The 13,528-nt window shown below is 65.4% G+C and carries 14 protein-coding genes and 1 pseudogene; 5 read left to right on the forward strand and 10 right to left on the reverse strand.

Features of this window, described 5'->3' with window-relative positions:
- Nucleotides 1-16 precede the first annotated feature (16 nt).
- Nucleotides 17-801: pseudogene (locus J8I87_RS02445) on the forward strand (aldolase).
- Between the two features lie 18 nt (nucleotides 802-819).
- Here J8I87_RS02445 and J8I87_RS02450 read toward each other — a convergent pair.
- From J8I87_RS02450 to J8I87_RS02490, 9 genes are all read right to left on the reverse strand, one after another.
- Nucleotides 820-1,305, reverse strand: a complete 486-nt coding sequence (locus J8I87_RS02450; protein WP_209929851.1) for an aminoacyl-tRNA deacylase — start codon at nucleotides 1,303-1,305, stop codon at nucleotides 820-822.
- A gap of 150 nt (nucleotides 1,306-1,455) precedes the next feature.
- Entirely contained in the window at nucleotides 1,456-2,430 is a 975-nt protein-coding gene (locus J8I87_RS02455; protein WP_209929852.1) for a cysteine synthase A, read from the reverse strand.
- A gap of 206 nt (nucleotides 2,431-2,636) precedes the next feature.
- A complete protein-coding gene (locus tag J8I87_RS02460) occupies nucleotides 2,637-3,404 on the reverse strand; it encodes a DeoR/GlpR family DNA-binding transcription regulator (RefSeq protein ID WP_209929853.1) in 768 nt (255 codons plus the stop codon).
- Nucleotides 3,405-3,489: 85 nt separating this feature from the next.
- Entirely contained in the window at nucleotides 3,490-4,491 is a 1,002-nt protein-coding gene (gene pdxA / locus J8I87_RS02465) for a 4-hydroxythreonine-4-phosphate dehydrogenase PdxA (protein WP_209929854.1), read from the reverse strand.
- A gap of 95 nt (nucleotides 4,492-4,586) precedes the next feature.
- The gene (locus J8I87_RS02470; protein ID WP_209929855.1) at nucleotides 4,587-5,858 is read right to left on the reverse strand and encodes a four-carbon acid sugar kinase family protein; all 1,272 of its coding nucleotides are present in this window, start codon (nucleotides 5,856-5,858) and stop codon (nucleotides 4,587-4,589) included.
- The gene (locus J8I87_RS02475; protein WP_209929856.1) at nucleotides 5,855-6,853 is read right to left on the reverse strand and encodes a 2-keto-3-deoxygluconate permease; all 999 of its coding nucleotides are present in this window, start codon (nucleotides 6,851-6,853) and stop codon (nucleotides 5,855-5,857) included. Before J8I87_RS02475 ends, J8I87_RS02470 begins: the two co-directional genes overlap by 4 nt.
- A gap of 142 nt (nucleotides 6,854-6,995) precedes the next feature.
- Complete coding sequence (locus tag J8I87_RS02480) at nucleotides 6,996-7,334, reverse strand: LysR substrate-binding domain-containing protein (RefSeq protein ID WP_245253651.1); 339 nt, start codon at nucleotides 7,332-7,334, stop codon at nucleotides 6,996-6,998.
- A 103-nt stretch (nucleotides 7,335-7,437) separates the two neighbouring features.
- Nucleotides 7,438-7,596: a hypothetical protein gene (locus J8I87_RS02485; RefSeq protein WP_209929857.1), complete on the reverse strand. Its 159-nt coding sequence runs from the start codon at nucleotides 7,594-7,596 to the stop codon at nucleotides 7,438-7,440.
- A 229-nt stretch (nucleotides 7,597-7,825) separates the two neighbouring features.
- Nucleotides 7,826-8,605 carry an alpha/beta hydrolase gene (locus tag J8I87_RS02490; RefSeq protein WP_209929858.1) on the reverse strand — a complete coding sequence of 260 codons (780 nt, stop codon included), beginning with the start codon at nucleotides 8,603-8,605 and terminating at the stop codon, nucleotides 7,826-7,828.
- Between the two features lie 136 nt (nucleotides 8,606-8,741).
- Here J8I87_RS02490 and J8I87_RS02495 point away from each other — a divergent pair, with 136 nt between their 5' ends.
- Nucleotides 8,742-10,226 (forward strand): HD domain-containing phosphohydrolase, encoded by a 1,485-nt coding sequence (locus J8I87_RS02495; protein WP_209929859.1) that lies wholly within the window; start codon nucleotides 8,742-8,744, stop codon nucleotides 10,224-10,226.
- 39 nt (nucleotides 10,227-10,265) lie between these two features.
- Here the strand turns inward: J8I87_RS02495 and J8I87_RS02500 are convergent, their stop codons facing one another.
- Nucleotides 10,266-10,598: a DUF2322 family protein gene (locus J8I87_RS02500; protein ID WP_209929860.1), complete on the reverse strand. Its 333-nt coding sequence runs from the start codon at nucleotides 10,596-10,598 to the stop codon at nucleotides 10,266-10,268.
- A gap of 278 nt (nucleotides 10,599-10,876) precedes the next feature.
- Here J8I87_RS02500 and J8I87_RS02505 point away from each other — a divergent pair, with 278 nt between their 5' ends.
- The 3 genes from J8I87_RS02505 to J8I87_RS02515 all read left to right on the forward strand — a co-directional run bounded on the left by J8I87_RS02505 (nucleotide 10,877) and on the right by J8I87_RS02515 (nucleotide 13,490).
- Nucleotides 10,877-11,425, forward strand: a complete 549-nt coding sequence (locus J8I87_RS02505; protein WP_209929861.1) for an RNA polymerase sigma factor — start codon at nucleotides 10,877-10,879, stop codon at nucleotides 11,423-11,425.
- The gene (locus J8I87_RS02510) at nucleotides 11,422-12,354 is read left to right on the forward strand and encodes an anti-sigma factor (protein ID WP_209929862.1); all 933 of its coding nucleotides are present in this window, start codon (nucleotides 11,422-11,424) and stop codon (nucleotides 12,352-12,354) included. Before J8I87_RS02505 ends, J8I87_RS02510 begins: the two co-directional genes overlap by 4 nt.
- A 185-nt stretch (nucleotides 12,355-12,539) precedes the next feature.
- Nucleotides 12,540-13,490 (forward strand): anti-sigma factor family protein, encoded by a 951-nt coding sequence (locus J8I87_RS02515; protein WP_209929863.1) that lies wholly within the window; start codon nucleotides 12,540-12,542, stop codon nucleotides 13,488-13,490.
- Nucleotides 13,491-13,528: the final 38 nt, after the last annotated feature.

The following is a 13,528-nucleotide window of genomic DNA, read 5'->3' on the forward strand; positions in this document are numbered from 1 at the left end:
CATCAAAGGACCCGTCATGGCCCATACGCTCGACGTCAAGACCTCGGCTGTCACTGCGCGCGCCACGCTCGATTCGGATGCGGTGCGCATTGCCCGCGCCGAGCTGGCTGCCTGTTTCCAGCTCGCCGCGCAACATGGCTTCGAAGAAGGCGTGTGCAATCATTTCTCGGCTATCGTGCCGGGGCATGACGATCTTTTCTTCGTCAATCCGTACGGCTATGCGTTTTCGGAAGTCACGGCGTCGCGGCTGCTGATCTGCGATTTCGACGGCAACGTGATCGACGGCGACGGCAAGCCCGAGGCGACGGCGTTCTATATTCATGCGCGTCTGCATCGCGCGATGCCGCGCGTGAAGGCCGCGTTTCACACGCACATGCCCAACGCGACCGCCTTATGTCTGCTGGAAGGGCCGCCGCTCTTGTGGCTGGGGCAAACGGCGCTCAAGTTCTATGGCCGCACGGCCGTCGACGAAGACTACAACGGACTCGCGCTCGACACGTCAGAGGGCGAGCGCATCGCGCAGGCAATGGGCGACGCGGACGTGTTGTTCCTGAAGAATCACGGCGTCATGGTGGCGGGCGCGAGCATCGAGGAAGCATGGGACGACCTGTACTACCTCGAACGGGCAGCCGAGGTGCAACTCAAGGCGATGCAGACCAACCGGCCGCTCAAACCCGTGCCGCACGACATCGCGCAACGCGCGTACGAGCAGATGCGCGTTGGCGACAAGGAAAGCGCGCGCGCCCATCTTGACAGCGCGTGCGGCGTCTGCGCCAAGCAGGAAACCGCTTCGACGCATGAGCGCGCGCGGCACGCACATCAACTGGACATGCCGTGCATCCGGCGTCCGATGTGCGCGCGTTCCGCTTCGTCCATCAGCGAGAGGAACTGATCGCTGTCCATGTGAACGAGCGCCTCGTGATCGCCGGATTCGAAGTACACATCGGGTTGACGGGCGAGGCTTTCGTCGAGATATGTTTTCATGCCGTAGGCCGTGCACACGGGTGGCAATGCGCCGAATTCGCAGTCCTTGAACAGTTCGCGCAGATCGACTTCTTTCGCGAGCGTGAGACGCCGCCCTGTCTTCGTCCATAGCTCGGATAGTTTTACCGCGTAAGTCGACGGCAGCACGGCGGCCACATAGCCTTGTTCGTCTTCGAAGAGCACGGTTTTTGCAAGACGGTCACCGGGAATGTGGGCTGCCGCCGCCGTTTCCATGCTGGAGTGGCTGTACGGATGTTGCACGATCTCATACCGGGAGTTCTTGCCCGCCAGGCATTCCTGGAGGGTTGTAGACATGGACATGGCACACCTCCTGTTGGCAGTCGCAGTGGACAACGACCAAACGTGATCTCTCAAGCATAGTTCGCCCGCACGCGATGCGTATGCGCACGTCGGCATGGTGTGCTTCGCGCTGCCTCGCGAATGAGTTCATGCAGTGCGTTCATGCAGTGCTTATATCGGAGTCAGCCCTTTCTCCTTCAGCCAGTCCGGATTGAAGAGCCGCGCGCGATACAGTTCGCCGCGATCGCACAGCGGCGTCACGATCGTATGACCCGGCCCCATCTGCCGCGCAAGCGACACGGCAGCCGCGACGTTGATGCCCGTCGATCCTCCGACATACAGTCCTTCCTCGCGCAGCAAGCGATACACCATTGTCACGCACGACTGGTCGTCGACGCGAAACGCGTCGTCGATCGGCGTGCCTTCGAGGTTCGCGGTGACGCGGCTCGAGCCGATGCCTTCCGTGATCGAACTGCCTTCCACCTTGATCTCGCCCGTTTTCACGTAGCTGTACAGGCCGCTGCCGTGCGGGTCCGCGAGCGCGATGCGCACGTCGGGGTTCTTTTCCTTCAGAAAGCGGCTAACGCCCGCGAGCGTGCCGCCCGTGCCCGTCGAGCAGACGAACGCATCGACCGTGCCCGCCGTGTCTCGCCAGATCTCCGGGCCCGTCGTCTCATAGTGGGCCTGTCGATTGACGACGTTGTCGAACTGGTTGGCCCAGATCGCGTTGTCCATTTCCTGCGCGAGACGGCCCGCGATCTTCTGGTAGTTGTTCGGGTCTTTGTACGGCGCAGCCGGCACGGCGCGCACCTCGGCGCCGAGCACGCGCAGCAGTTCCATTTTTGCCGGCGATTGCGTGTCCGGAATGACGATCACGCAGCGATAGCCGCGCGCCGCGCAGATATGCGCAAGGCCGATGCCCGTGTTGCCCGCCGTGCCCTCGACGACCGTGCCGCCGGGCTTGAGCGCGCCTCGCCGCTCGGCATCCTGAATGATGTAAAGCGCGGCGCGGTCCTTCACCGAACCGCCCGGGTTCATGAACTCGGCCTTGCCGAGAATCTCGCAGCCGGTTTCCGCGCTGAGCGCTGCGAGCCTGATGAGCGGCGTGTCGCCGACACATCCGACGAAGCCTTGCTGTACGCGCATGACGGCCCCCTTTTCAAATGACGGGCAACAGGCTGCTGCCACATTGAAAGAATAGACGAGGTCACCCGCGCGGTTGCAGCCGGGACGTTATGCGGGGTGATGGATGGGCGACGGCGGCCTTGTCACGTGACGCCGCGCTTCGGGACTCGCCCGCTGCGATGCAAGCATTTCACGGGCCTGCCCTTCGCGGGACGCGGGCTTCTGGCTCAAGCCAGTTCGACGGTCACTTCATCGAGTGCGCGAAACGGCGCGAGCAACGCCTCGTCCGCTAGCGCTGATGTGATGAGCCGCCAGTCGCGTTGAATGGGCGTCCAGTGTTGTTGACGCGCGCGGCCGAGCTTCGCGGAATCGGCGAGCACGACGATTTCGGCGGCGCGGGCGACGATGCATTCCTTCAGATACGCCTGCTGCGCCGTCGCCTCACACAGGCCGAATCCCGCGACGACGCCGTCCGCGCCGAGAAAAGCACGATCGACGGTCAAGCGGCTCAAGACGAGTTCCGCAAGCGGCCCGAGCGTGCTCATGCTCGAGCCGCGCAATTCACCGCCGATCATGGTGAGCCGCACGCCCGGCGCATTGGCCAGCGCCGTCACGGCCAGCAGATTGTTCGTGACCACATGCAGGTTCTCTCGCGTGGACAGATGCCACGCGAGCGCGGCGCACGTGGTGCCGCCGTCGAGCAGCACGGTGTCGCCGTCGCGGACATGGGCGGCGGCCGCCTGCGCGATCGCGTCCTTTTGCTCGCGCTGCGCCGCCTTGCGCTCTTCAAGCGATGCTTCCGGCTCGTGCACGCCCACCAGCGCCGTCGCGCCGCCGTACGTGCGCACGAGACGCCGCTGCTTCGCAAGCGCGGTCAGATCGCGCCGGATGGTCGCTTCGGATACGCCTAGTGCGGCGCACAGCTCCTCGACGTTGGCATCGCGGGTACGGACGAGATCGAGAATCGCCTGATGACGGTCAGTCGTTTTTTTCACGTCTGCAGGAGGGTGGCAAATGGGTCTCGATCTTACACCAGCGGCGTACGCGCGGGCGTTGCGCGGCGCGCGCCGACGCCTGCTGTCAGTTCCGGCGTGTCGCCAGCTCCGCCCCCTGCCGCAACGCCTCGAGCATGCTGCCTTCATCGACGACACCCGTGCCCGCGATATCGAACGCCGTGCCGTGATCGACGGATGTGCGGATCACTTCCAGTCCGACCGTCACGTTCACGCCCGCTTCGAGGCCGAGCACCTTCACGGGGCCGTGGCCCTGGTCGTGATACATCGCGACCACCAGATCGAAGTCGCCGCGGCCCGCGCGGAAAAACAGCGTGTCGGCGGGCAGCGGGCCCGTGACATCGAGACCGCGTTCCTGCAGCAGCTTCACAGCGGGAATGATCTTCTCTTCCTCTTCGCCGTAGCCGAACAGGCCGTTCTCGCCCGCATGCGGATTGATCCCGCACACGCCGATGCGCGGATGCTCGATGCCCGCTTTCACGAGCGTCGCGTGTCCGCGCTCGATGGTCCGCTGCACGAGACCCGGCTCGATCTTGCGGATCGCGTCGATGATGCCGATGTGCGTCGTCACATGAATCACGCGCAGTTGCGGCGCGACGAGCATCATCGACACTTCGTCGACGCCCGTCAGATGCGCGAGCATCTCCGTGTGCCCCGGATACTTGTGGCCGCCCGCATGCAGCGCTTCCTTGTTGAGCGGCGCGGTGCAGATCGCGTCGATCTTGCCCGCCTGCGCGAGTTCAACGGCGCGCTTGATGTACTGATACGCCGCATCGCCCGCCACCGGCGACAGCTTGCCGAACGGCAAATCGTCGGGAATCAGGCCGAGATCGATGCAGTCGATCGTGCCCTGTTCATAGCGCGCCTCGGTGGCGTCTTCGATGCGACGGATCTTCATCTCGCCGCCGACAATCCTGTTCGCGCGTTCGAGGCGCTTCGCATCGCCGATCACGAGCGGACGGCATTGCGCGTAGACGGTCGAATGCGCGAGGCTCTTGACGACGACTTCCGCGCCGACGCCCGCTGCATCGCCCATCGTGATGCCGATTACGGGAAGGTAGTTGCTCATGATGTGATCTCGTTTAGCTTCAAAGTTTGCTGCTGTTCATTCGCGCTGTTCGCTGTTCATTCGCACGGTTCATTCGCACGGTTCATTCGCACACATCAGTGCGAAACGACGTCGCGTTCGGTCTGGTTGCGCAGCGTCAGCCACGCCGCGTACAGCGCATGGTCGGTGCCGAATGCGCCCGCCTTCGTGACGACGCCGGGGCAATGCGCACGCGTCGCGTCGAGTGGCCGCGCGGCGGCGACGCCCGCTTCGACTTCGGCGAGCAGTTGCAGATTGCCGATGCGCGCGGCCGCGAGCATCGCGCGCGCCGTCTCGCCGCCCGTCGCGATCAGCCCGCCCGTTTTCGTGAAGTGCGGCTCGACGAGCGCCGCGAGCGCCGCCGACAGCCGCGCGCCTTCCGCCGGATCGAATGCAGCGTCGCGGCCGATGCGCAGCAGCAGATCGACGCCCGCCTTCAGCGACACGCCGATCTGGTCCTGCAACGCGCGCCAGTCGCCGTGGCTCGTGCCTTCTCGCAGCACGACAGGCGGCACGACCAGTTCCTCGACGCCGCCGCGCTCGCGCAGCATCGCGCACTGGCGCTCGCTCACGGCCGACAGGCTGCCGACGATGATCAGGATCGGGCCGCCCGGAAACGCCACGCCGTTCGCGTTGCCGTTCGGATTGTCGTGATGCGCGTCCTTGCGCGAATCGAGCGCCGCGATCTCGCGCGCGAGGCCGCCCGAGCCGACCCAGAAGAACGCCGCATCGCTTTGCAGCGTCGCGCGCGCGAGCGCACGCAGCGCCTGTTCGGATTGCGTATCGGCGATCAGCGCCTGCATGCCGCGCGCGGCCATCGCGCCGATGCGCGCGGCGAGCGCGTCCGGCTCGTCGCGCAGCGCTTCCACATCGAGCAGCGCCGTCGTCAGGCCGGCGGACTCGAGTTGCGCCGCGATGCCGGCAGGCCGGCCGGCGTGTTCCAGCTGCCACGTCGGCGTGTCTTCGAGCGGCTCGCCGTGCACATAGACGCGCCCGCCGCGCACCGTGCGCCCCGTCGCCGGAAACGCCGGCGCGACGATCGCCATGCCCGCGAGCGCCTGCAGGCCCGCCACTTCGGCGGCCCAGTTGCCGCGCAGCGTCGAGTCGATCTTCTTGTAGAGCCGCTGGCCGCGCGCGCTCATCTGCGCATACGCCGCCGACGTGCGTGCCGCCGCTTCGTCGGGCGTCAGGCGGCGCGTGTCGGTATCGACGGCGATCGTGTCGGCGCCGTCGTGCGCCTGCGCACGCGCCGCCTCCAGCGTGACGACCGTGCGATGTCCCGCGCTCGCGAAACCGATCGCGCAGTCCGCGGCGCCCGACAGGTCGTCCGCAAGAATCAGGATCTTCATGGTGCCATTCCCTGACGGCGTTCCGCGCTCGCGCGTTCGCGGCGCTGCTGATGGCGTTTCGCAACGGCCGACGTCAGGATCGGCGACAGGATCGCCGTCACGACCACGCAGGCCGCAACCAGCAGTGTGGCGCTTTGCGCGGCTTCGTTGTACACGGGGTTCGCCGCCGCGACGAGCGCCGGTACGGCGGCCGCGTTGCCCGCCGTATTGGCCGCGGCCACGCCGGCGACGCCCGTGCCGCCCGTCAGCCGGTCGGCGAAATAGAGCGGAATGCCCGTCACGATGACGACCGCGATGCCAAGACCGATGCCCAGCAGGCCCGCCTGCCACACCTTATGCAGATCGAGACCGGCGCCCAGCGCCAGCGCGAAGAACGGAATCATCACGGGCACGGCCTTCGCGAGAAACTCGCGCATGTCGCGGTCCAGATTGCCGAGCAGCATGCCGAGCGCGAGCGGCAGAATGCTGCCGACGAGCGTCTGCCACGGAAACGCCGACAGCCCCGCGACGCCCAGCGTCACCATCGTCAGGAACGGCCCCGATTCCAGCGACATCAGCGTGTACGCGCCGACGTCTTCCGAGCGCCCGTACTGGCCCATCAGCGCCATGTAGAGACCGCCGTTGGTGTCGTTCATCGCGGCGACGACGGCCAGCGTCGAGATGCCCGCGAACAGGCCCGACGAAATCGGCTGCTCGCCGATGACGTGCCCGAGAATCACGCCGACGATCACGGCCGCGCCAACCTTCGTGACGAGCAGCGCGCCGCCCTTTTTCAGCAGATACGGCGTCGCCTTCACGTCGATGCTCGCGCCCATGCAGACGTAGAACACGGCGAGAATCGGCAGCGCGCCCGTGAACAACGCATTGGTGAACGATCCGAAGAACTTCGGCATGCCGGGCAGGAACGTCGCCACCAGCGAGCCAACGAGCAACGGCACGATCATCATGCCGCCGGGAACGCGCTCGATCGAGCGCTTGATGGGAATCTGGACCATGCGAGTCTCCTGAGTTTTATTGGGCATCACGTCTCGCCGCGAATTTGATTGAAACAATCACCGTGCGATCAAATCGATCAATTGCGGAGTGTAGTCGCTTCAGTGAGTTTGCGCAAATCAATCACCAATTTGCTCGAAACGATCATTTCAACCGGCGATACCTCCCAGCGCGCGAGCAGTCGTCATGCCCGCGCGGCGCGCACGGTCTTGCGGCGGGTGTCGCGGCTTTCGCTGTCGCCCACGCTGCGGACATCGATGCGAACGGGCGGGCCGCCGGCGTTCTCGCCTCGTCACGCCGCCACAGCAGTCCGGGCGAGCGCACGGGCGTAGGGCTTTCCAGTGGAATCAGCTTGACGTCGTCGCGGCTGAGCGCGTGCGTCGATACGATCGTCGCGATGTCGGTGGCCCTGACCAGTTCGATCATTGGCGCAAGGGCGTTCATTTCCGCGACGACGTATATCGAGGTGAACGCCGGCTCCATTTCGCGGGCTGCGCGCTGCTGTCGGCGGCGGGCGCGGTGCTGTCGCCACGGCGCACGCTTCGTTCACGCCGGCGCTCGCCGGGCTGGCCCTCGTCGCGATCGGCTATCTGTCGTGCACGGCGATCTTCTGGACGATACCCGCGACGTTCCTCTGCGGCACGGCATCGGCTGGCTCGATTGCGCTGATTTCGAGCATCGGGCAACTGGGCAGCCTGAGCGCACCGACTGCCATCGGCGCATTGACGGCGGCGACGCATGACATCAGCGCGGGTTCCTATCTGGCGGCATGCGTGCTTGCGTGCGGCGCCGCGGCGGCGATTGCAGTGTCGATGCGCAATATGAAGCGCTGATCGCTCTGATCGCTCTGATCGCTCTGATCGCGCTGATCGCGACCAGTCGCGCAGATCATCCCGCACGCACGCGTGCGTTCAAAGCCAGACAACCGCGACGTGCATCGACGCGCGTCGCGGTTCATCCTGCGAAGCCGAACGTTACTGAGCTTTCGCAGCCGCCTCGATAATCGCATTCGCCACTGCCTGCGGCTGGCTGAGCATCGCGACATGGCTTGCGCCGACATGCATCACGTTCGCCTTGATCTGCCCCGCCATCGCATCCTGCAAGCGCGGATCGATCATGCGGTCCTTATCGGCGACGACGAAGTACGAAGGCTTCGTGTGCCATGCGGCGTCCGTCACCTTGTCGTCGGTGCAGCCAGCGAACCACGGGCCTTGCGTCGCGGCCACCACGCGTTTTTGCGCGGGGCTGAGATCCTGCGCGAAGTCGTCGTCGATTGCTTTCGACGTCAGCGTCAGGAAATTGCCCGAGTCCTTCTGCAGCTCGCCTGCCCACGACGGCGCAGGCTTGCCCTTGAGCATGTCGTTGACCGACTGCCCGTTGTCGGGCGCGAACGCGGCCACGTAGACGAGCGCCTTCACCTTGTCGTCATTTCCAGCCTGGCTGATCACGACGCCGCCCCACGAGTGCCCGACCAGCACGACGGGGCCCTTCTGCGCGTCGATTGCGCGCTTCGTGGCCGCTGCGTCGTCTGCGAGCGAGCTCAACGGATTCTGCACCGCGACGACATGCAGGCCGCGCGCTTCGAGCAGCGGAATGACCTTTTCCCAGCTCGAACCATCGGCAAACGCGCCATGCACGAGCACGACGTTCTTGCCCTTCAAATCCTGCGGGGGCGCGGCCTGCGCGGCGTTCAGCGAGAACAGCGTTCCCGCCAGCATGGCGGAGGCGGCGCACTTCCTGATAAGCGACTTCATGATCGAGATGTCCTTTACGTGTCGAACTGGCGAGAAGAATCGCAGACGGCCCGGTCACAGGGTATCGGTCAAATGACCGACCTCGCGCCGCGCGGGGTATAGTGACGCTCGACAAAAGACCTCGATCCGCCCGTCCATGCAGACTTCGTCCAGCACGCCCGTGGGCCCCGCCGTCCGCGTCTTCGATGCCGTGAAAGCCCTCGCCTTCATCGGCGATCTGAGCATGGGCCAGCCAACGGATCATTCGATCCGCACCGCATGGCTCGCAGCGCGGCTCGCGCGCGCGGCGCAACTCGACGAAGCGGGCATCGTCCACGTCTGCGAGGCGTCGCTGTTGCGCTGGTCGGGCTGCACCGCGAACGCATCGGGCTTCGCGCAAGCGCTCGGCGACGATGTCGCAAGCCGCGAGGCGATGCTCGCGCTCAAGCCCGACTGGGCGGGGCCCATCGAAACGCAGGTCGATCTGGACACGCTGATCACGCCGCTCGCCCGCATCCACTGCGAGGTCTCGGGCGAAGCCGCGAAAATGCTCGGTCTAAGCCACGGTACGGAGACGACGCTTCGGCACATATTCGAAAGCTGGGATGGCAGCGGCGCACCCGATCATCTGTCCGGCAGCGCCGTGCCGGATGCCGTGTTTGTCGTGGCGATCGCTGGCGATCTGGAAATCTTCTCGCGCATCTACGGTATCGAGCGCGCGAAGGCGCTGCTCGGCCAGCGCGCCGGCTCGCGCTATCCGGATCATCTCGCGAAGCTCGCGATCGCGCATGCCGCGCAATGGCTCGACGAACTCGAACGCGCGGACCCTGAGTCGATCGACGCCGCGTTGCTGACGCCGCAGATGAGCGATGTCGCCTGCGTCGAACTGATCGCCGACATCATCGATCTCAAACTGCCGTGGATGGTCGGCTATTCGCGCAGCGTCGCGGCGGCGGCTGCGTCGTGCGCCGCGCGCTTCTCGCTCGATGCGAATGCGCAGAGCCGTCTCTATTGCGCCGGGCTGATGCACGGCATGGGGCGCGCGGCCGTGCCGAATCCCATCTGGAACACGCCTGCGCAGTTGTCACAAGCCGCGTGGGAAAAGGTGCGCCTCGTGCCCTACTGGACTTCGCGCGCGGGCAAGCAGACGGGCGCGCTCGCCGAGGCAGCCGAACTCGGTTCGTACGCGTATGAACGGCTCGATGGTTCGGGCTATTTTCGCGGTGCCGCGGGTGCGGCGCTGTCGTTCGAGGCGCGCATCCTCGCCGCGTGCGCGGCGTGGGTTGCGTTGCGCGCGGCGCGTCCGTGGCGCGCCGCGCTCACGCACGACGAAGCCGCGAAGCGCTTGCAGGACGAAGCGGCAAACGGACGCTTCGATGCCGATGTCGTCAATGCATTGATCGACACGGGACCGTCGCCACGGCGAGCGGCGAATCCGCGCGCGCAGACGGCGCGTCTGTCCGCGCGCGAAATCGACGTGCTGCGCGGCATCTCGCGCGGCGCGAGCAACAAGGAAGTCGCGCGCGAACTCGCGTTGAGCCCGAGTACGGTGCGCACGCATGTCGAGAGCGTGTTTCGCAAGCTCGACTGCTCGACGCGCGCAGCAGCCACGCTCAAGGCGCTGGCGCTCGGCGTGCTGTGAAGCGGCCGCCGCGCAATGCACACGTCGCGTGTGCGTGCTTCACGCTGCCTTGATTACGTCGATACGCAGCGCTTCGCCGCCAGCCGCAATCGCCAGCAGGCGGTCGACGTTCGGATGCGCGCCCGGACGGTTGCGCGCATCGGCCGTGTGCTCGGCGAACACGGCAAGGCCGTGCTCCGCAGCCTTCGCGTCGAGCGTGCCGAACATTTCGCGCAGATAGTGATACACCGCGAGCGATCCCTGCTTGCCCGGCTTGTTCTCGATGCTTGCCACGATAGCGCCGTCGCCGTCGACGAGATCGATACGCTCGATCCCTTCGATGCCCGGCATGTGCGCGAGGTTGTCCTTGAAAACATTGCCTGGTTGAATCATTGAAAACACTCCATCGATCGGAAATTGACTGGCGGCGGTATCTTAGCCGATCGATTGCCGCAAAACGCGAGACATGTTCGCGCGCGTCGCAAGGTTCGCGCTTTAAAAGCGCGAACCATTGCATCAGTCGCGTTTCGAGAGGCTTTCAAGGTCGCTTTTAACGTCCGACCCCACTAGCGCCGATGCGCTTTCGACGCTCGCCAGCAGCATCGTTTAATCAGGGCTAGAATTGCACGCTTGAATTCCGTCCGTTGGTTGAGTAGCAAGGAACGACATCAATGACAGGTGCAGACTTGTCCAGCATGCTGCCCGATATGCTCCCGCGGTTGTGGGCTTTCGCATTGCGAATCTCCGGCGACCAGCATGACGCCGAAGATCTCGTTCAGCGCGCGTGCGTGCGCGGGCTGGAACGCGCACATCAACTGCAGGCGGACACGGCGCCGCTTAGCTGGATGTTCTCGATCGTCCACTCCACATGGATCAACGAGCTGCGCGCGCGTTCGGTACGCAGCCGCTCCAGCATGGATTGGGACGATGACTTTCTCGAAACGGTCGAAGACCCGGCCGCGCGCACGCCTGAACAGATCACGATGAACGCGCAGATCATCGAGGCCGTGCAACGTCTGCCCGAGGCGCAACGCGTCGTGATGCTGCTCGTCGCCGTCGAAGGCATGAGCTACAGCGAAACGGCGCAAGCGCTCAATGTGCCGATCGGCACCGTGATGAGCCGCCTGTCGCGCGCACGCCAGGCGATCGGCGCGCTGTTCGCCGGCAAGGCGGTTCAGCCGGCGAAGGTCGCCGCCTACGGCAAGGACTCGGCATCATGAAAGTAGACGACATCATGCTGATGGCCTACGTCGACGGCGAACTCGATCTCGACGAGCGCCACGATATCGAGCGCAAACTTGCGCAGTCGGCCGAACTCGCGGGCCGCGTCGAGTTGTTCCGCGCATCGAGCCTGCCCTATGACGATGCATTCGCACAGCAAAAGCTGCCGCCCGTTCCCGATTCGCTCACGCGCAAGATTGCCGAGCTTGCGCGCGCGCACGCGAGCGCGCCATCGCCCATTGCGTCCGGCCCCGCCACCGATGCCGCCGCGAACGATGCCGCCGCGCCGCGCAGCGCGACGCTGCCGCCGGCCGAGCCCGTGCGTTCGCGGATGCGCTATTCCGCGCCGTGGCTCGCGGTCGCATTCGTCGCTGGCGCATTCTGCTGCGGGCTTGCGTTGCGTCTCGCACCCGGGGTGCTGTCGGGCGGCGCAGCATCGACGGTAGCGGACACGCAACACGTGTCGCCGTGGGTCATGGCGGCCGCCGGCTACCAGGCACTCTATTCGCGCGATACCGTCGCGGTCACGACGGACCCCGCCGTGTCGGCAAAGACAGTCGCCGATATTCGCGAACTCGACAAATTGCCGCTGCGCGTGCCCGATCTGAGCGCGCAAGGCCTGACGTTCAAGCGCGTTCAGCGCCTGCGCTTTCACGACAAGCCGCTCGTGCAGATCGTCTATCTGCCGCGCGAGGGCGGGCCTGTCGCGCTGTGCATCGTCAAGGACGCGAAGCCCGACAAGGCGATCGCGCAGCAAAGCGTTGACGATATGGACGTCGTCACGTGGCGTCAGTCGGAATTGAGCTATGCGCTGATCGGCACGTCGGGTCAGGTCGATCTGGAAAAGCTCGGCAAGCTGATCTCGAAGCGCGACGTCGATGCGATGTTCGGCCAGACGTTCGTCCCCGGAACGCCGGCCGTGGGCTGAGCGCGCGGCTTCGAACATGACGAACGCGACGAACGCGACGAATGTGACGTAGCGCCCTTCGCTCGCGCATACGGCGCTTCGGCAGCGTCACCGCGCGCGCGATCGTGACGTTATACTTAAAGCCAGATTAGCCATCACATGACCCATTCCGAGCGGAGCGGCACTCACGACCAGGGCCCGAGCGTATGAATGTCGACGATACCGTGCTGATGGCGTATGTCGACGACGAACTGTCGCCGCACGAACGTCAGCAAATCGAAGACGAACTTCGCGCACATGCGGAGCTCGCGGATAAGGTCGCGCTCTTCAGGGCTTCGCGTCTGCCGTATCGCGACGCCTTTGCCACGCAGAAACTACCGGCCGTGCCTGCAAGCCTCTCGCGGCGCATCGACGACCTGATCCGCGCACAGACAGAAGCGGCTCAACGCGGTGCGCCCGTTCATCCGGAACCGGTGTCGGCTTCAGCCGCGCAGGAAAGCGCAAACGACGCCGCGATCGAACACGACGCGCAAATGCCGCGTTCCGCGCCCGTGCGTTCGCGCATGCGCATCGGGCCTGCATGGCTTGCCGTCGCGTTCATTGGCGGCGCGTTCTTCTGCGCGATCGCGCTGCGTCTTGCACCCGGTGCCGGCACGGGCCTGGGCTTCGGCGCAAGCAACGACAGTGCTACCGTCGCAGCGTCGACGATGACTTCGGCGCCGTGGGTGCAGGTCGCGGCGAATTATCAACAGTTGTACTCGCGCGATACCGTCGCGCATCTGTGGCCCGATTTATCCGACGCGCAGACCGTCGTCGAAGAGATCCGCAACGAGGACGGCATCGCGCTGCGCGTGCCCGATCTCAGCAAGGCGGGCCTGAGATTCATCCGCGTGCAGCGCTTGCGGTTTCATGATCGTCCGCTCGTGCAGATCGTTTATCTGCCGCAGAAGGGTGACCCCGTGGCGCTTTGCGTTATCAAGGAAGCCAAGGCGGACCAGTCCGTCGCTTCGCAGCGCATCGACGCGATGAACGTCGTCACCTGGCGCGACGCGAATCTCGGCTATGCGTTGATCGGCGCGTCCGGCGACGGCGATCTCACGCAGCTCGGCAAAGCAATCGCCGAACGCCGCTTCGATCCGCTGTTCGGTTCAGTTTGACGCAGCGCGCGGCGGCGCGCACTGCATCCGTAGTCGAT

This window comes from Paraburkholderia sp. LEh10 (assembly GCF_017814945.1).
In the GTDB taxonomy this organism is placed as follows: Bacteria; Pseudomonadota; Gammaproteobacteria; order Burkholderiales; family Burkholderiaceae; genus Paraburkholderia.